General features: G+C 55.6%; 12 protein-coding genes and 1 pseudogene. 9 read left to right on the forward strand and 4 right to left on the reverse strand.

Annotation, left to right across the window (positions count from 1 at the left end; all coding sequences use genetic code 11):
• Positions 1-121: pseudogene (locus tag RID21_RS30705) on the forward strand (IS110 family transposase); the annotation flags it as partial.
• 522 nt (positions 122-643) lie between these two features.
• Here RID21_RS30705 and RID21_RS11590 read toward each other — a convergent pair.
• Positions 644-1,702 carry a potassium channel family protein gene (locus tag RID21_RS11590; protein WP_350189039.1) on the reverse strand — a complete coding sequence of 353 codons (1,059 nt, stop codon included), beginning with the start codon at positions 1,700-1,702 and terminating at the stop codon, positions 644-646.
• 10 nt (positions 1,703-1,712) lie between these two features.
• Positions 1,713-3,167: a hydroxysqualene dehydroxylase HpnE gene (gene hpnE / locus RID21_RS11595; protein ID WP_350189041.1), complete on the reverse strand. Its 1,455-nt coding sequence runs from the start codon at positions 3,165-3,167 to the stop codon at positions 1,713-1,715.
• Between the two features lie 138 nt (positions 3,168-3,305).
• Here hpnE and RID21_RS11600 point away from each other — a divergent pair, with 138 nt between their 5' ends.
• From RID21_RS11600 to RID21_RS11615, 4 genes are all read left to right on the forward strand, one after another.
• Complete coding sequence (locus tag RID21_RS11600) at positions 3,306-4,064, forward strand: ComF family protein (protein ID WP_350189043.1); 759 nt, start codon at positions 3,306-3,308, stop codon at positions 4,062-4,064.
• Positions 4,065-4,137: 73 nt separating this feature from the next.
• Positions 4,138-5,322 (forward strand): DUF502 domain-containing protein, encoded by a 1,185-nt coding sequence (locus tag RID21_RS11605; RefSeq protein WP_350189045.1) that lies wholly within the window; start codon positions 4,138-4,140, stop codon positions 5,320-5,322.
• A 78-nt stretch (positions 5,323-5,400) separates the two neighbouring features.
• Positions 5,401-6,369 (forward strand): hydroxymethylbilane synthase, encoded by a 969-nt coding sequence (gene hemC, locus RID21_RS11610; protein WP_350189047.1) that lies wholly within the window; start codon positions 5,401-5,403, stop codon positions 6,367-6,369.
• A gap of 177 nt (positions 6,370-6,546) precedes the next feature.
• Complete coding sequence (locus RID21_RS11615; protein ID WP_350189049.1) at positions 6,547-7,668, forward strand: citrate/2-methylcitrate synthase; 1,122 nt, start codon at positions 6,547-6,549, stop codon at positions 7,666-7,668.
• Here RID21_RS11615 and RID21_RS11620 read toward each other — a convergent pair.
• Positions 7,657-9,951: an efflux RND transporter permease subunit gene (locus RID21_RS11620; protein ID WP_350189051.1), complete on the reverse strand. Its 2,295-nt coding sequence runs from the start codon at positions 9,949-9,951 to the stop codon at positions 7,657-7,659. The genes RID21_RS11615 and RID21_RS11620 overlap by 12 nt on opposite strands.
• A 467-nt stretch (positions 9,952-10,418) precedes the next feature.
• Here RID21_RS11620 and RID21_RS11625 point away from each other — a divergent pair, with 467 nt between their 5' ends.
• The 4 genes from RID21_RS11625 to RID21_RS11640 all read left to right on the forward strand — a co-directional run bounded on the left by RID21_RS11625 (position 10,419) and on the right by RID21_RS11640 (position 16,927).
• Positions 10,419-11,783 carry a glycosyltransferase family 39 protein gene (locus RID21_RS11625; protein WP_350189053.1) on the forward strand — a complete coding sequence of 455 codons (1,365 nt, stop codon included), beginning with the start codon at positions 10,419-10,421 and terminating at the stop codon, positions 11,781-11,783.
• A gap of 244 nt (positions 11,784-12,027) precedes the next feature.
• The gene (locus RID21_RS11630) at positions 12,028-15,081 is read left to right on the forward strand and encodes a hypothetical protein (protein WP_350189055.1); all 3,054 of its coding nucleotides are present in this window, start codon (positions 12,028-12,030) and stop codon (positions 15,079-15,081) included.
• A gap of 14 nt (positions 15,082-15,095) precedes the next feature.
• Entirely contained in the window at positions 15,096-15,530 is a 435-nt protein-coding gene (locus RID21_RS11635) for a diacylglycerol kinase family protein (RefSeq protein WP_197993696.1), read from the forward strand.
• Positions 15,531-15,646: 116 nt separating this feature from the next.
• Positions 15,647-16,927 carry an alpha/beta hydrolase family protein gene (locus RID21_RS11640; RefSeq protein ID WP_350189057.1) on the forward strand — a complete coding sequence of 427 codons (1,281 nt, stop codon included), beginning with the start codon at positions 15,647-15,649 and terminating at the stop codon, positions 16,925-16,927.
• Positions 16,928-16,930: 3 nt separating this feature from the next.
• On the opposite strand, the gene RID21_RS11645 is transcribed toward RID21_RS11640, so the two are convergent.
• A complete protein-coding gene (locus tag RID21_RS11645) occupies positions 16,931-18,853 on the reverse strand; it encodes a DEAD/DEAH box helicase (RefSeq protein ID WP_350189059.1) in 1,923 nt (640 codons plus the stop codon).
• Positions 18,854-18,863: the final 10 nt, after the last annotated feature.

Consider the following 18,863-nt stretch of genomic DNA (forward strand, 5'->3'; position numbering starts at 1 on the left):
CGTGGAAAATGGAAAGCCCAAAATGGTGGCGCTGGTCGCTGCGATGCGAAAACTACTCATCATTATCAACACCATGGTAAAGGAAGGGAAAAAATGGGAGGCTAACGTGATAAATTTCTGATTTTTTAAGACAGTCGCTACGAGTTGATGCGGTCATAAAAGGAATGTCGTCATGGATGAATTGCTTTTCTTCGTCTACTGGTTCAAGTTCTGTCGGGCGAGCCGACGGTGGCACTCGCTCGTCACAATTGAGGATGTGAATTTTGTAAAATGGCGGCAGGGGGTCAAGACAGAATTTTGTCCGGTTGTGCCCGGATTTTGTCCTGGTCTGTCCGGAATTTTGTCCTGCTGTGACCGGTTTGTGTCCTGGTTTGCCCTGAACATTGAGGGGCTGACTTTGCGAAGTGGTGCGCTCTGTTCCAGTAGACAACCGGTGAAAAGCGATGGGGATTCAGTTGTTAATAAGTCACTGGTGCCTGATGTTCTGGTGCAGATTACCTGTCTCGCGCGCGAGCCAAAGTTAGAACAGCATACGCATCGGCGGGAGGCGATCAAGGGGAGTTTATACACTTCCTCTGAGACAGTGGTGAGGCAGATTCAGGTTGGGCAGCAGGGACCGACGAAGAGAAACCGCGGACGCTTTTCAGGCGGATGTCTCGGTGGCCGGATTGAATTCTTCCATCAGCTGCGTAATCGCATCCGAGGAACCCAGGGCGAAGATGCTGTCGCCCGCGTTGAGGATCGACGAACTGGAGGGGGGCATCTGGGGCTGATGTCCGGGACGACAGATGCCAACCACCATGATGCCTTTGGTGCTCAGATCGGTTTCACTCAGTTTCTTACCGCAGTAGGGGCTGGCGTCGGTGATCTGCAGGTCGGCGACTTCGAACCCACCCACATGTTTGCTGGCGACCTCGACGAAATCTTCCACGGCGGGGTGAATCATGAAGCGGGCGATTTTGACAGCGCCGCTACGGAAGGGACTGACGACGCGATTCGCGCCGGCATGTTTGATCTTCTCGCCGGCCTTGTCGTCGCTGGCGCGAGCGATGATCTGAAAGCCGGGATTCAGCATCCGTGCGGTGAGGACCACGTAGACATTGTCGGCGTCCCCGGGGAGGGCTGCTGCGAGGGAAGAGGCCCGTTCGATGCCGGCACTTTTGAGAACCTGGTCATCGGTGGCATCGCCCTGAATGTAAAACCAGTTGCGGGGAGTGCAGGTCTGCTCCAGACGTTCTTCGTTGCTGTCGATAACCACGAACTGTTTTTCGCGTTCGTGCAGATACTCACAGATGGAGTGTCCCATCCGACCGAGGCCACACACGATGTAATGACCTTCCAGATTGGCAATTGTTTTCTGCATGCGTCGTTTCTCCAGAACCGAACTCATTTGCTGGCGCACAATCCACTGACCGAGTTGGGAGACACTGTAGGTGAAAATTCCCAGACCAAACATGAGGTAGAAAATGATAAAGATTTTGCCGTTATCAGACAGCGACACCGGGTCTTCGTATCCGACGGTGGTCGCGGTAATCACGATCATGAACAGGCTGTCGAGCCAGGAAGCACCTTCGATCACCCGAATGCCGACCGTCCCGAAAATCGTAAAGCCGATCAACAGCACCATGATGCGGAAGAAGTGCGCAAGCGACTGCTTCTGCGAACGGTTTGGATCCAGGGTTGAGGTAAGCTGCTGAAACATGCGTGAAAGTTTACAGTCTGAAGAGCATTTTGGATAGAAAAGCCGTATTTTCAGGAGGCAGTAACAATGACTCGGGTTTCCCCAGATCGTGGAGCAGTTCCTCGGCCGCGAGTAATCCACTGCGAACGGCCCCTTCCATCGTGGCGGGCCAGCCGGTGGAAGTCCAGTCTCCGGCGAGATACAGACCTGCGACCTGCGTCCGTTGCGCGGGGCGGAGCTGCTCCACACCGGGCTGAACGGAGAAGACTGCATGATGTTCAGTGAGCATGCGACTGTGCAGCAGTTGGGCCTCCCCGACGACAGGCCAGATCCGGGTGAGCTCTGCAATGACTTCCTGGATGATCTCCTCCTGCGAACGTCCCTGGCGTCCGGCTGCGGTGAGTTGATGACTGGCCGAGATGACGATCTGGTAATACCAGCGTCCGTCCTGCTCCTGCTGCATCAACTGCGTACGGTTGAACATCCATTGAGAAAGACAATCCACGAAGACCGCATGCGGGAGCGGCGTGATTTCGCGATCGAACCAGAGATGAACGCTGGTGATAGGAGCCGCTTCAAGTTGAGCGATGCGCGACAGTTCTGCCCGACCGGGGAACTCGGCAGGCAACAGATCGAGCACGCGCTGGTGGGGAACGGCGAGCACGACTCTGTCTGCATCGATGTGAGTGCCATCCCGAAGTTCGACGCCGGTTACTTGGCCCTCGGTGATTTGAATTTGTTTGACGCCGGTCTTGAGACGGATCTCGGTACCACGTGTGGTCAGCCAGTCACTGATTGTGGTGCCGTACAACTGTTCGAGGGGCGTGGTGGGAATCAGAACCTGCCAGCTGTCGCGGGCGCGAAGAAAACCATCCACAAAAACCTTGCGAGCGTGCGAGAGGCTGATGCGGTCCAGGCTTTCGCTGAGTGCGCTGACAAGGACAACGTTCCAGAAGCGGTCGATGACGGTTTGCGACTGGCCGTGTGCCTGGAGCCAGTCGGCCATGGTCGGTTCGTCTTGCGGATTGACGCTGGTGCGTGCGAGCTGTTTGAGTCCCTGGGCCAGTTCGCGTTTCTCGCGGAAGTTGAGATAGGAGAGTCGCGCGAAGGCGGGAAACAGATGCAGGGGTGTGGGGAGCGCCGGACTGGAGGCAAAGCGGTTCACCTGGAAGCGGGTGTCGGCGTTGACGGGACCGCTCTGATTGGGGCCGATGAAGTAGAGCTGCTCGGCTCGCTCAAAGGAATCGGCGATGCCGACGGTTTCGCAGAAGCGATTGAATTCGTGACAGCAGCCCATGCTGACGTGCTGACAGTTGTCGATCAGGGACTGAGACTGCTGGTCTTCAAAGGAGCTCGCGCGCCCCCCGAGTCGGGGTCGGGACTCGAGCAGGGTGACAGGCTGATTCCGCTCCGCGAGAGCCGCAGCGCAGGCCAGGCCGGCGAGACCGCCTCCGACAATGACTGTTGCTGTGCTGCTGTCTTCCAATGACTTTCCCTGACCAACGTGCCGTGCATGTGAAATCGCCCCATCTGTACATTGGATCTGTATTTTCCGGGACCGCTGCCTTAAGATGTGAGGATATCGAAAATCAGCTGAGATCCCAGTAGTGACTTTGGTGAAATCATGAAATATTCGGGGATTCCCCTGATTGAGACACTTTCCCGCGGCTGGCTGCAGGCGGGGAGGAATTTTGTTTATCCGCCCCGGTGTGTGCTCTGCGGTGAAGACCGGCTGTGCGAGGGAACGAACTGTGGGCCCCGGATCGACCAGATCGCCCCCGTGATGGCTCACACGTGTGGACGGTGCGGTGCACCGGTGGGACCGCATGTGGAGACGTCTTCAGGCTGCATTCACTGCAGGAAGGATCGTTTTTTATTCAAACGGGCGATTGCCCTGGGTCAATATCAGGGCCCGTTAAGCGAATTAATCTTAAAACTGAAGCAGAACCCGGGAGCCCCTCTGGGAGTGAGCCTGGGAAATCTACTATACTACCGCCATCAGGAAACACTGGAGAAGATGGACTTTGATCTGATTATTCCGATCCCGCTGCACTGGACATCCCGACTCTACCGGTCTCATAATCCGTCGACCCTGATCGGAGAGGCTTTGTCGGGCCGCTTGCAAGCCCCATTCGACGTGAATATACTCGCGAAACGAAAACGGACCCCTGCGCAGCTCGGATTGAATTCTTCAGAACGAAGGCGAAATTTACGGGATGCGTTTCGAGTGCGTCGAGCGAGGCGCATCCAGGGGCAGAGCATTTTACTGGTGGATGATGTCCTGACCACGGGCTCAACCGCCAACGCTGCGACGCAGGCGCTGCTGGAGGCAGGAGCCCGCGAGATCAACGTGGCAGTCATTGCCAGGGCCCTGGGCCAATAAAAGATTTAAGATCGATACTCCACGGAAATGGCTGCTGTTTCGGTGGATACAACAGATAAGGTAAGTTATCTCGATGGATGCGAGTACCACACCGCCACCCCCTGGTAAGAATTCGCCTGAAAAAAAGGAGAAGAAAAAGATCGGGAGAACCCATCACTTCTTTCTGCGGGGCCTGGCGATCAGCCTGCCGCCGATTCTGACACTGGTGATTGTCATCTGGGTCGCGGGAATTGTGAATGACTATATCATCACGCCCACCACGACCACGGTGCGCTACTGCATCGCCTACTTCACCGACGGCTCCCAGCCGCGCGATGATTTCGTGCAGTTGGAAAGTCTGCCCCCCTTGGAATACTGTCGCAAGGATTACCTGGTCAGCAGAGCAGATGCAGCAGAGTTGGAAGCGATTGACGATCAGACGCTGGGAAGAATCCCCCGACGGCAGCTGACGGATAAGGCCTGGGTCCCATTTGGGGATCGGGCGGTGCCTTACACCGACTATCGAGAAGTGGCCAAGCGGATTCGCGCCTCCGACATGCCGACGACAGCGATGGGTTTGTACATGGAACTGGCGACGACCCGCTGGTTCAAAAGCCTGTTCAACCTGAGCGCGGTCGCGGTCGCGTTAACAATTGTGGCGTTGTACTTCCTGGGACGTTTCGTGACGGCCCGGATTGGTGCCTGGATGGTCTACAAGTTCGAACAGGGCGTACTGGCGAGACTGCCTGTGGTGAGCAACGTTTATTCTTCGGTGAAGCAGGTAACCGACTTCTTCTTCAGCGAACGCACGGTCGATTACAGTCGCGTGGTTGCCGTGGAATACCCGCGGCGCGGCATCTGGTCGCTGGGATTTGTCACGGGTGACAGTATGCTGGAGATGACCGTCACTGCGGGTGAACCCCTGGTGGCGATCCTGATTCCCACCTCACCGATGCCGGTGACCGGGTATACGATGAGCGTTCCGAAGAGCGAGATTGTGGATTTGAATATCACCGTCGATCAGGCGTTTCAGTTCTGCCTGTCGTGTGGGGTCCTGGTTCCACCGCAACAGAAAGTAACTGATGAACTGCTGCGGGAGGAACTGGGGAAACGACTGCTGGGCGATCGCAAGCTGGCCGGCTTCAAAGTTCAGATTGCTCCGCCGGAACCCACGACCCAGACGACTACACTCGCCAGCGAACATACCGAGTCGGAAGAAACGACGGATGCTGTCAAGCCAGAGTCCACTGACAGTTCCGAGAAGCCACCAGAGAAATAGACGCCGGTCTGACGTTGATCGAAGCGCTCAAGAACTACATGGAAACAGAATCGGCAGGATAGAAAGCAGATTTGACTGATGAATCAGACAGCGGAACCCCGTCCCTTGCGCATCGCGACCCGGGCCAGCAAGCTGGCGCTCTGGCAGGCCGAGCATGTGGCTGCCCTGCTGGAAGCACAGGGAAGCGGACGACCGGTTGAAATCGTGCATATCACATCGGAGGGGGATCGGGATCTGACCTCGCCGCTGTCCCAGTTCGGCGGACTGGGTGTATTCACGCGCGAAGTGCAGAAAGCGGTGCTGGACGGACGAGCCGATCTGGCGGTTCACAGTCTGAAAGATTTACCTACCGAGCCAGCTCCCGGTCTGACCCTGGCGGGAATTCCGGATCGGGGGCCCTTGTATGACGTATTGATATTGCCCGAGGGTTCCGAGCCGATTGAGTCGCTGGCTGGTCTTCCCGAAGAAGCACGCATAGGCACAGGCAGTCTACGCCGTCGGGCACAGATCCTGCATCAGCGAAGTGACCTGGAGATGCTCGAAGTCCGCGGAAATGTACAGACCCGTCTGAAGAAACTGGACTCCGGTGAATACGACGCCCTGTGCCTGGCGGAAGCGGGAATGGTGCGACTGGAACTGCTGGCCGAACGGAACTGGTTGCTCTTAAGTCCGCCGGAAGTCTATCCGGCCGTCGGTCAGGGCGCCTTGGGCATCGAATGCCGGGACGACGATACCGACACCATCGAGATTCTGGGCGCGATTTCCGATCCCGCGGTGCGCGCCGCGACCACGGCGGAACGAAGTCTGCTTTCGCATCTGCGTGCGGGCTGCCATGCTCCGATCGGCAGTTTGTCCCGACTGGAGGAGAATCAGTTGACATTGGAAGCAGTCGTCTTAAGCGGCGACGGTCAGGAGCGTATTTTCGTCTCCGAGAGTGGTCCACTCGAAGCGGCAGCGGAAGCCGGGATCAAGGCTGCGGAGGCACTGCTGGAAGCGGGGGCAGACCGGTTGATTTCGCCCGGTCCCGGCTCGCCGGAGGCCCCCTGAATTGCGAACGACTGGGCGGCGGGACGTCAACCCAAAAAAAGGACCTGTAAATTATTTCCCTATTCATGTAAAAAACAGGCTGTAACGTATGTCGATTCTGTGATTCACTTGGGTTATACTCTGTGCAAATGGACTGCCTCTCAAAATCGTATTCAGGAAGAGCGAAAGGTTTGAGACATGGAACGTCACCCTTATCGCCCCGGGTTAACCGGGATCATCGCGACGGAAACTGAAATCTCACAAATCCAGGATGGTTTGACTTATCGGGGTTACCTGGTAGACGAACTGGCCCGCGAGGCCATGTTCCTCGAAGTTGCTTACCTGCTCCTGCACGGTGAACTGCCCAGCCACGAAGAGATGGCTGACTTTCAGACGATGCTGATCGAATCGGGTCAGCTGCCCCACCCCGTGTTGAAGGCTCTGGAATCGATTCCTCCGCACATCGACATGATGGAAGTAGTGCGCAGCGGCGTCAGTCTGCTGGCACACTTCGACCCGCAGATGGAATACGGAATCTTCATGTCGGATATTTCCAATGCACAATACCTGCTGGCCATGCTGCCGCAGCTGATCTCGTTCCGTTATCATTACGTCAACGGAAATAAGCCGGTGGTGCCTAACTTCCAGCATTCGTATGCGGGCAGCTTCTGGTACATGCTTAAAGGGGACGAGCCGACTCAGCTCGAAGAAGAAGCCTTCAATGCCCTGCTGATTTCACAGGCCGATTACGGTCTGGCTCCATCCACCTTTGCTGCCCGTGTGGTGGCATCGACGGGAAGCCCCCTGTATTCATCGATCAATGCCGCCATCGGTTCGCTGAACGGTCAGTTGCACTGCAGCTCCGGAGCCGGCGTTCTGGATGCGTTACAGGAAGCACTGCATTCAGGAAATGCAGAGGAGTGGGCCTGCCAGGAAATCACCAAGGGACGTCGGGTACTCGGATTCCAGCACTCGCCGCGTAAACCACGCGATCCCCGGGCTGCGGTTCTGAAGAATTATTGCGTGCAGGTCGCCGATGCACTGGGGCTGAATGCCATGGAAGCGACCGCGGATGCGATCGAAGATGTCATGGCGAAGGTCTCTCGCGTTCATCCCCGCGTGGAATGGCACGCGAGTCGACTGCTGCATTACCTGGGCTTCGAGCCTGAGCTGTTCACGCCGATCTTTGCGGTCTCGCGAATGGCGGGCTGGGTCGCACACATCGTCGAACAGACGGAGAACAATCACCTGTACCAGCCGCTCTCACGCTATGTGGGCATGGATCAGCGGAAATACAAACCGATGCCGTTACGCAGCTGATTCCGCTTTGTCGGGATAGGTCAGTCGCAGCAGAATGGGCATCAGGACGAGGTCACCAAAGACGCCGCCCACCATAGCGACACTCACCAGCGCCCCGAAATAAATCAGGGGGATAAAGTGTGACAGGGTGAGCACGCTGAAGCCGGCAACCAGGGCAGACGTGGCATAAATGATTGCCCGGCCGACACTGTGCTGAGTTGATCGCAGCGCTTCATCCGTAGAAGCACCGCGCGAACGTGCTCTTAAGAAGCTTGAGATAAAGTGGATGCTCGAATCGGTCGTGAGTCCCATTGAGACACTGGCGATCATGGCGGTACCGATATTCAACGTCAGTCCGGTCCAGCCCATGACACCAATCACGACAACAATCGGAAACAGGTTGGGGACCATAGAAATCAGTCCCAGTTTCAAACTGCGGAAGGCCAGTGACATGATTAACCAGATACTGGTGGCAGCGAGCAGGAAGCTGTAGAGCTGGTCCCTGAGCAGACTGTCAATCAAATAGGCGAGCAGAATAAAAATACCGGCGGCTTTACCGGGTTCGTCGTGAACAGACTTGGATTCCTGGTCGGACTCTTTCGTTTCCGAGCCGGGAAAATGTTTTTTCGCGAGGGCATCGACCTTATGAATCAGAGAGAGTTTTTCTTCGGCCGACTGTCGTTCGAGGGCCCGCAGGACAATACGCATGCGTCCCTGTTCGGGATTGTAGAGGCTGCTTTCGAAATCCGCCTGCAGGTCTTCAATCTGGTCGAGCTTGGACTGAATCGGGTCGGAGGCGAACGGTCTTGACGGCACGAAGTCGAGCGTGTCCGTTATGGAGATCACTTTAGTCAACTGTGTTTTGTCAGGAGGGTTAACCTGTTGCAGGTCTTCCGCCAGAGCCCGGACGCGGTCCAGGTATTCCTTATTCAGTTGAGACGGAGCAGGAAAGTTGACTTCCCAGGTGGAAGCACCGCCGAGCCGGGTTTCGACGAAGTCGAGCGCCTTGACGATCTCACTGGAGTCACGGAAGTTTTTACTGAAATCCGTTTCGATGGTTAAGCGACTGAAGCCGGCTGCGGCAAAAATCACGAAGATCAGCGAACCCCAGAGAATCCGTTTGGGGTAACACTCATTCATGTGCGCGACCTGTTTCAGTGTTCGGGCCAGGCCTTTATCGTCTGACTGTTTTGAAGGCTGACGCAGATATCCCAAAGACATTCCGCCGGGTAGAAGGACCGTGGAGGCGATGAGTACCATCAGAGTTCCCAGCGCCATCATGATACCGAAGCTGCGGACAGGGGCGATTTCACTGGTCAACAATGAGAGGAATCCGGCAGCCGTGGTGGCACAGGTCCAGAAGATCGCGGGTAAGAGTTCGACCATCGTCCGGCGGATCGCATCGGGACGGGGAACGTTCTCGCGTTGCAGGGCCTGAAAGTGGACGGCCACGTGTGCGACCGTCGCGATACCGATGATCGTCACGAGGGAATTCAACATGGAGCTGACCATGCTCAACTGGAGATTGCCGATGACAAGCGTGGCTTCGGTCCACCAGATCGAACAGATCACAACCAGGAGAGGAAGGGCAACCCAACGCAGTCGACGGAACAACAGCAGCAATACGACCGCCAGCAGACTGAGCGAGACTTTAAACAGTACATTGCCGTCTTCTTCCACGTAACGGAACATGTCATAGACCTGCACGGGCTCGCCGACCACATAGGCGCGGGGCTCGTGAGCATGTGCCAGTTCGCGGATTTGTTTGAATGTTTCAGCACGGGGAACGGGCGATTGATCTTCGGGAAGCAGGCGGAGGACGATGGCCGTGGTTTCGTTGTCGTCACCGATCAGCACGCCACGCGAAAGTTCGATCAGTTCATCGCGTTTCTGTCGGATCAATACTCGCAGGAGGAAGTTTAATTTGGGAGGGCTGAGTGCATTTGCCAGGTTTTGCGTGACGTCTGCATTGATGCCCGGGATCTGACTGAGTTCCTGGGAGAATTTACGGACCTCTTTCAGTTCATCGGTTTCCCGGGAACCTTCTTCGCCCAGCAGGCCGGGCACGGTATAAGCAACGAAAACGAGTTCATCGCCGCCGAAAAGCCGTTTGCTCTCGAGGTAATCGAGCAGGTGCTGGTCATCTTTGGCGTAAAGCGATTCGATCGACTGTTCGAAGTCCAGCTTTGAAGCCGGAAAGTATGCGAAGCCGGTCAGTATTAAAAAAACGACCAGCAGGACCCAGCGGAGTTTATAGAGCAGGTTCACCCCTGATTCCAGCCAGCTCTCTGGTTGACGACTCATAAGGGGAAACCACTTCCTGCTGCCCGCCTGGCAATACGATAAAAATTCGGCCCGTTGCGATGATGCAGAAAAACTTCCGCAGCTCACGCAACCCAGATACTCTTGTCGAACTATAGCTCACGGAAACTATGATTTCACCACAAAGTGTGGGTTTTTTGCATCGTGTTGTTTTTTTCCAACGGGCATACTTCAGAACCTGCAGCATCGATATTTCCTGATATCTGGATCGTTTCGAATCGCAGGCCTGTTCAGCCCCTACAGCCGTCAGAAATCACATAAACCCCTTTGCTGGTGAGCAGAGTCCCCTTGTTTCTGCCGTGTCAGATCTGCATACTTAGGGCAGTCTTCCCACTGGTTAACTGCCGTATTGTTAATACTTTGGGAGAATCGAAACACCAGATCGAAAATACGCGGATCCAGCCGGGTTGTCCCCTGAGATCTCTCTTTTCCACAGTGGAACATTGTCTGTGACCAAAACCGGATTCTTAACGACGGCCCTTGTACTGATTCTGATCCTGGCAGGCGGTCTGCGTCTGGGAATCGTAATGCGGCAGAGTGATCAACTGAGGGAAGACCGGGATGCCTATATTGCGATTGCCCGTAACCTCGCTGCGGGACATGGTTTCACATCGAGTCGTATGGAGGCGGGACAGGACCTCGAACCGACGGCCTTTCGTCCGCCCCTTTACCCCTGCCTGCTGGCCGTGGGTTACTATCTGAATGCAGGTCCCCTGATGACGGGGATCCTCCAGATCCTGCTGGGAATCGCCACCGTCTGGTTCACCTGGAAAGCCGGACAACGATTACAGTTACAATGGGCCGCTGTGCTCGCAGCGGGAATTGTGGCAACGGATCCGATTCTACTGCAATACACCTCTTACTCCATGACCGAAGTGCTGGCCACGTTCTTGTGCAGCCTGTTGCTCTACCTGCTGATCTGCAGTTTTTCCACACGTGCAGAGGAATTATCGGCGTCAACCAATAAACCCCTGCTGTTCTGGACCGGCGCCGTCTGGGGGCTGGCGATTCTCTGCAGGCCCACTTTTCTGGCGTTCCTGGGAATCTGGCTGGTGATCCGCCTGGCGGATTCGCTGAAACAGAGACTGCTCTCAAACAGAGAGGAGTTAAGGCCCTCGTCCGTCAGGCAACAGATCGCCTTTCTGGCAGCGGGAATTATTCTGGCTGTTTCTCCCTGGCTGATTCGCAATCTGGTCGTGTTTCGCGTACCAATTTTGACGACCACGCATGGCGGATACACGCTCCTGCTGGGGAATAATCCGGTCTTTTTCAACGAAGTGGTGCAGCAGCCCTGGGGAACGGTGTGGACAGGTGAGAGCCTGGATGCCTGGCAGAAAAGTCTGGAGGCGGACATCGCGCAACTGCAGCCAGCCCTCGAAACCGAACAGGAACGGGATCGCTGGATGTACCAGCGCGCTCGCCAGAACATTTCAGCCCAACCTTCGCTGTTTGCCCAGTCCTGTCTGCTGCGACTCAAGCGTTTCTGGAATATCGCCCCCCTGGCGAGTGCAGGGCAAACTCCCTCGCGCACCCTGCTCTTGGGAGTGGCGAGCTACTACTTTGTTGTCCTGCTGGGCTGTCTCTGGGGAGTGTGCCTGGTAGTCTGGAAAACAGAGCGAAACTGGTCACCACTTATCTGGCTGCTGGTGAGCTTTACCATCGTGCATCTGTTCTACTGGACCAACATGCGAATGCGAGCGCCGCTGGTGCCTGCGATCGCCCTGCTTAGTGTTTTCGGCTGGTCCCATCTGATTCATTTCTGCAAAATCGACCGACTCTGGAACCGCCCGAACACCGATCACCCTAAAGCCTGAATAATCAATCACTTACAAGCAGGCTGACTCTCATTCCCGGCCAGTGATTGTTATTGACACTCTTTCAGAAATCGACCTATAATCCGCACCCATTTATCTCGGGTCGACAGACTGAGTTACCACCTGCCGACCTCAAACCGTTACCCTCTTTACTGCTAAACCCTTGGCAGCAGAGCGTATTCCACTTCGATCCTATCCTCTCATCAGAAGATTGACCTACCCGGTTATCACTTCAGGAGTGCCCGTGTCGGGCGAGATCTATTCCGATTCTCGGTATGTTTCGCTTCGTATCTGGCGAGTGATTTTGCTGATTGCAATCCTCGGCGGTGTCACCACCGTTGCGCCTGCACAGACCAGTTTCTTCGGTGCTCCCAAAGCGTCTTATGAAGAGTCGGAATACGAACCATCGGAACAGGAATCGATCCAGATCGAGGCGGAATACTCCCAGCAGTGGGAGCAGGATTTCGTCAACGTTTCGATTTTGAAAGGGAACTGTCGCATTCAACAGGGCGACGCCGTTCTCCGCTCGCGACAGATGGTCATCTGGCATGCCAAATCTCGCAAGGCAGACCGCATCTCGGTCTATCTGGAAGGGGAAGTTCGCGTCGATCTGCCCGGAGAATCCAAAAGCGAGAACAGCCTGCTGGTCAATCTGGTCACGCAGAACGGCTTGAAAACCAAATACCGTCGTCCGACGAACGGAACGCCCGCCGAGGATGATCCCCTGCTCAAGCGGGCGACACAGCGCCGGGGTATTCCCCACGATCATCAGTTGAAGCGTGCCCAGTTCATCGTCGAGAAACCACCGATCGAAGGACCGGAACTGGCTCCCATGCCCGAACCGGAAATGAACGTCGGATTCCGTCGCATTCGCCTGTTCCCTCGTAGTGCGGTCCCCTACAACGTACAAAGTTTTCCCTCGACGCATACCGTTCCCCCAGAACAGATCTGGGTGATTACCGGCGGTGTCAACCTGCTGATCGATGGTGTGGAAGGACTGGGCATGGTCGACATGTCCGCGGATCGGATTATCATCTGGACCGACGGACGGGATACGCAGAATTTCAACTCAGAAATCCGCCAGTCCAAAGAAACGCCTTTCGAAATCTACCTCGAAGGCAATATCGAGATCCGGCAGGGAACCTATTATCTCCAGGCAAACCGTGCCTACTATGATGCCCGCGAAGAACGGGGTGTGCTGCTGGATGCAGAACTCAAAACATACATCCCGGAACTGGGAGAAGATGTCCGCGTCCGCGCCAGCCAGATCCGTCAGTTGTCGAAAGGGGCCTACCTGGCTCAGAACGCCTGGGCAACAGGCAGCCAGTTTGGAAAGCCGGGTTACAAAATTCAATCCTCGGATGTGTTCATCGAAGATCGCTATACGACTCCCTGGCTCGGAACAGGCTCACCGCAAATCGATCCCCTCACTAATGAACCAGTACCGAATAAGCGCGCCTGGATCTCCAGTTCGAACAATACCTTCCAGGTTGGTGACGTACCGCTGTTTTATCTGCCCTACGTCTCCAGTCCGGCCGAAGACATCTATTTTCCGATCACGGGTCTGAGATTCGGAAACGACCGGATCTTCGGTTTTCAGGTTGAGACCGAATGGGATATGTATAAACTGCTCGGCCTCGAGCGTCTGCCCGGTACGAAGTGGGAAGGTCAGGTCGATTACTACTCATACCGAGGCGTCGGCATCGGTCAGTCCGGAGACTATCAGGGAGCCAATATGCTGGGCTTCGATAATGTCTTCCGCGGTGACGCCAAGATGTTCTACATCCACGACACCGGTCTCGATAACCTGGGTGCCGACCGCCGGGCTCTGGTCCCCTCCACTGAGGATCGCTATTTCATTAATATGCACCATCGTCAGGAATCGCCGTTCGGGATGACACTCACCGGCGAAGGCGGTCTGCTCTCAGACCGGAACTTCCTGAACGAATACTTCGAAGATACGTTCGACACCGGTAAAGATATTGAAACCCTGCTGCACCTCAAGCAGCAACAGGAGAACTGGTCCTGGTCGATGATTGGTCGAACCCGGTTGAACGGATTCGAAACCACCACAGACTGGCTGCCGAAAGCGGATCTGTTCCTGCTGGGCGAGCCCCTGTTCGGAAACCTGGTCAACTGGACTTCCCATTCCTCCGTCGGTTACGGAAAGCTGAAGCCCGGCTCCGCACCATACAACCCGTCTCAGGACGTCTTTACTCCCCTGCCCTTCGTCGCGGATTCAGAGGGACTGGTCGCGATGACCCGGAACCAGCTGGAAGCCCCCTTCAATCTGGGTCCCTTCATCATGACTCCTTATGTCATGGGGGAAGCGGCTTACTGGGAACAGGGTCTGCAACAACAGCAGATTGACCGTCTGTATGGCTCTGCCGGTCTGCGGAGCAGCATCATGGCAGAGCGGGTCTTCCCCACGGTATACAATCCGTTTTTCAATCTCAACGGTCTGGCTCACAAGATGGTGCTCGAAGCGGATTACTCCTTCAGCGACTCGAGTGAAAACCTGACCAACATCGCACAATACAATGAATTCGATGACAATGCCCAGGAGCGTTTCCGCGAACGTCTGGTCATTAACACCTTCGGTGGCACGCTGCCTCCCCAGTTCGATCCCCGCTTTTACGCTGTACGAACGGGAGCCGCGCGGGGTGTGACCGATCCGTACTACGAAATGGTAGACGATCAACAGGTCCTGCGGATGGCGTGGCGGCATCGTCTGCAGACCAAAACGGGGCCCCCTGATCAACAACGAATCAAAGACTGGATGAGCCTGGACCTGGAAGCATCCTACTTCCCGGACGCTACGCGTGACAACTTTGGCGAAGACTTTGGTCTGTTGGGTGGACGTTACCGCTGGTACCTGGGCGATCGAACAACGCTGGCAGCAAACGCCTATTACGACCTGTTCGATGGCGCACAACAGTTGTGGGACGTGTCATTGACCAGTCAACGAACCCGCCGCATGACGGTTAACGTGGCATTACAACAGATCAAAGGGGGCGGCGGCCTGGACAGCCAGATCCTCTCTGCCACGCTGAACTACATCATGAGCGAAAAATGGAGCGCGGGTGTCAGTACCGCATACGACCTGGGTGAAAACCTGAACCGCGGACAGACCTTCATGCTCACCAGAACCGGGGCGGACTTCGTCATGAGCCTCGGAATGAACTACGACCAGAGTACGGGTAATGCCGGAATCGGCTTAACCATTATGCCGCGTTTTGGAAACTTTGGAGCCGGGCCAGGGGCTTTCAATTCACTCTTTGGCAATCCGCCTCAATAACAGGAATTTCGACAGTGTTACAATCACCGGAAACGCAGTCACGAAATATTCGCATCCACTCTGCTGGAAATTCAGACACCGAAAAAATCCGTCCCGAATGGCGGCAGCGCCTGGTTGATGTCGAGCGGGGCATCACGTTCGGCGTGCGTCTGGACAGTTCGTTCTTCATCCACTTCTTTACAGGCAGTGCCGTACTTACCACAGGCATGCTGCTGGGCCTGTCAGCCACACACTGGGCGATCGTCATTCTGGCTATGACCACCGTGCTCTGTGCGCAGATGTTTAACCAGGTCTTGAAGTCCATCTGGAAACTGCTGGGAAGTCATCTGCCAGCGGAATCACAGAATACGTTCAAAGTCGGAACGGCAGCGGTAGGCGTGAGTATTATTGGTTCGATCATCACCATCGGGATCATTTTCTGCTCAGCAATTTACCGCTTACTGTTTTAGCAGACAGTAGCGATGAGAACCCTATTTTTATCAGAGTCTTGCGTCTTCTCCGGTCGTATCGGATAATCATTAAATCACTTATCCATTCGAAACTGATATCACTGGTGGCGCTGCTGATGAAACAACAACGACCTTCTATCATCGTATTCCTGCTCTGTGGAATTACCCTGCTCAGTACCGACGTCGCTTCGGCTGCTGATGTCATTAAACCGGATCCTCGACTGCCGGAATCGACTCCCTGGGATCTGACAGCACTCAGCCAGACACCCGAATTTGAATGGATCGACCAGACCGGCCCGGTTCACGAACTCCTGTATCAGGGGCTGGAATACAAAGGGAAGCCGACGCAGGTCTTCGCTTATTATGCTTCTCCCCGCACGCTGGGTCTCTCTGAAGACAAGCAGGCCACTTACCCGGGCGTCGTATTAATTCACGGCGGTGGTGGGACGGCATTTCATGAATGGGCCGAACTGTGGGCGAAGCAGGGCTATGCAGCGATCTCCATGGACCTGGCAGGCAGCCGACCGCTGGAAGGAAAGAATCCACACAAACGCGAGCATCGCGCGCGTCTGTCAGCAGGCGGTCCGAACCAGTCTCATGCGGAAAAATTCAACGCGATCAAAGACGACAAGTCGGAACACTGGTGCTACCATGCCCCCGCCAACGCAATCCTGGCTCACTCGCTGATTCGCTCCTTCCCTGAAGTCGATAAAGATAAAACCGCCGTCACCGGCATCTCCTGGGGTGGCTATCTGACCTGCATCGTGTCTGGTCTGGACAATCGATTTAAAGCAGCTGCTCCCGTTTATGGTTGTGGCTTCCTCAACAACCATTCCGTGTTTGAGCGGTCGATCAACCAACTCCCCGACGAAGATGCCAAACGCTGGATGCAACTCTATGACCCGGGGCACTATCTGCGGGCAGTCCAGATGCCGATCTTTTTCCTGAATGGAACCAACGACTTTCATTATTGGCTCGAAGCCTATCAGCGCAGCTACGAAGCGGTCCCCGCATCCACTCCGAAGAATATTCGCATCGAAGTCAAAATGCGGCACAGCCATCCAGCGGGCTGGGAACCCAAAGAGATCGCCCGCTTCTTTGATGAAAAGCTGAAGCAGGCAGCACCGCTGGCCGTCGTTCAGAAACCGGTCATCCAGGGAGAACAGATCACTGCTGAACTCGCACAGCCGGTCAAACTGAAATCCGCCGTCCTGCAATATACGACGGACGAAGGTCCCAACCTCGAACGCAAATGGCAAGCGGTACCTCTGACGATTGAAGGCACAAAGATCACCGGACCAGCGCCCCCGAAAAACGCCGTCATCTGGTTTATCAATGTGACCGATGAACAGGACGCTATGACCTCCAGCCCGCTCTCTTCAAAACTGGTAAAGTAACGATCAGGCAGCGGAGTTCGGAACCTTGGGGGCGATCTTCTGGGTTGTATCCCCTTTCTTCTGCTTCAGATCGAACAGGCCAAAGATCTCGGCTGCGGTGAGGCTGCGTGATTCGCAGGTCGTATCGCCATCGCCCAGAATCGAGCGGAACAGTTCCCGCTTCTGTTCGAGCACCATGTCGATCCGCTCTTCAATCGTGTTATTACAGACAAACTTGGTGACAATGACCTGCGTTTTCTGCCCGATGCGATGCGCGCGGTTAATCGCCTGGTCCTCGATCGCTGGATTCCACCAGCGGTCAAACAGGAAGACGTAACCGGCGAACTGTAGATTCAATCCGACAGCCCCGGTGCCATAACTCATCAGCAGCAGATGCGAATTGGGATCGTGCTTGAACTGATCCAGAATCGGTTCGCGCTGTTTCGTGGGAATTCCCCCGTGATAAACCAGGGTCCCGAAACGTTCCAGCCGCTGCGCCATGAAGTCCAAAGGCTTGGTCCACTGGCTGAATAGAATCGCTTTTCCCCCCGAGGCAGCGATTTCTTCCATGTCGGCTTCGAGGCGGTCGAGTTTCGCGCTGTCGCCGGTTACCGGATCAAAATTGGTGATCTGCTTCAAACGCAGTACGAGCTCAAACACATGCTGCACCGTGATCGAGTCACCCATCTCATTCAACTGAATCACACCGTCTTTCTCTGCCGTTTCATAAGCAATCCTTTGCGCCGGATTCAGATCGAGATAAGCGGGGCGGTCCAGGCGGGGCGGCAGGTCGGTCATCACCAGGTCCTTAGTCCGCCGGAGAATGAACTCTTTCGAAAGCGTCTGCAGCTGACGCAGATCGGGCGTGCCCCGGGGCGGAATGATCTCCATCCACTCAAAGAGTGACGACATTTCCTCGTGACGATTCTCGATCGGCGTTCCCGTCAACGCCCAGCTCCGCTTGCGGGGAATGGACCGTGCGACGTCTGCCGTCCGTGAATCACGGTTCTTGATTCGCTGTGCTTCGTCGAGCACCACCAGGTCGAAGCGGGGTAGATTCTCTTCGCCCATCGCTTCAAAGTCGCGTGCCATCGACTCATAGTTAGCGATCAGGATGGGTGTATTGGGCATCTCCCAGATCATGCGACGTCGGTTCGTATCTCCCTGTACCACGGTGACAGGCAGCTCTTCGGCCCAGAATTTGAACTCGCGTTGCCAGTTGGGAATCAACGGTTTGGGACAGACCAGCAGGATCCGACGCACCTGTCCGCTCCGCAGCAGCAGACGCACGCCGGTAATCGTCTGCATGGTTTTTCCCAGTCCCATTTCATCGGCGAGCAACGCAGACTTTTTAGAGAACAACCAGGCAATCCCCTCATACTGATAGGGGAATGGTTCGAAAGGCATGATCAGTTCCTGCCCGGCCAGCCAGGTTTCCAGCGGCGGCTGCAACAGGTAGAACAGACGGTCTTCGAGTGAAAGCGCGTTGGCCGGCGGTTTGAGCCGGGTCGACTTTTTGCGCGGGGTGACTTCGGATCCTTCGACTTCCGGGCCTTTCATCTTGCTCAGTTCGGGCTTGTCTTCTTTCTCCTCTTTGGGCGGAATGAACTCCAGGCCGTCGGGAAAGGTCATGCCGAACGTTCTGACGCGTGGCCTGGTCGGCTTCCACTTGGGCTGCAGGCCGGCGCGTTCAATCAATTCGATTTCAGAGGCATCGAGATTGAATTTCCGGGTCAGGGCACCATTCATACCGGACGCAAATATGGACGTACTGACTGTCAGCGGGACAGTGTCACTGCTGATCTGTCGTAACAGTTCCTCGCGATCCGTGTCAGATATGGATTGTGTCTCGGGGGCTGTAGAAGGGGGCAGAAAATGCGGTCCCCCCGTGTGAGGTGCCTTGTGTTGTGCCTGTTGTTGCTGGAATGATGGCTCGGTAAAATCCACGTCTCTGCCT

It is taken from the genome of Gimesia sp., assembly GCF_040219335.1.
Classification (GTDB): Bacteria; Planctomycetota; Planctomycetia; order Planctomycetales; family Planctomycetaceae; genus Gimesia.

Excerpts from the sequence above, each read along its gene's own strand:
- RID21_RS11640 (WP_350189057.1), top strand. The coding sequence starts at position 15,647 with ATGAAACAACAACGACCTTCTATCATCGTATTCCTGCTCTGTGGAATT.
- RID21_RS11590 (WP_350189039.1), bottom strand. The coding sequence starts at position 1,702 with ATGTTTCAGCAGCTTACCTCAACCCTGGATCCAAACCGTTCGCAGAAG.
- hemC (WP_350189047.1), top strand. The coding sequence starts at position 5,401 with ATGAATCAGACAGCGGAACCCCGTCCCTTGCGCATCGCGACCCGGGCC.
- RID21_RS11605 (WP_350189045.1), top strand. The coding sequence starts at position 4,138 with ATGGATGCGAGTACCACACCGCCACCCCCTGGTAAGAATTCGCCTGAA.
- RID21_RS11615 (WP_350189049.1), top strand. The coding sequence starts at position 6,547 with ATGGAACGTCACCCTTATCGCCCCGGGTTAACCGGGATCATCGCGACG.
- RID21_RS11620 (WP_350189051.1), bottom strand. The coding sequence starts at position 9,951 with ATGAGTCGTCAACCAGAGAGCTGGCTGGAATCAGGGGTGAACCTGCTC.
- RID21_RS11600 (WP_350189043.1), top strand. The coding sequence starts at position 3,306 with ATGAAATATTCGGGGATTCCCCTGATTGAGACACTTTCCCGCGGCTGG.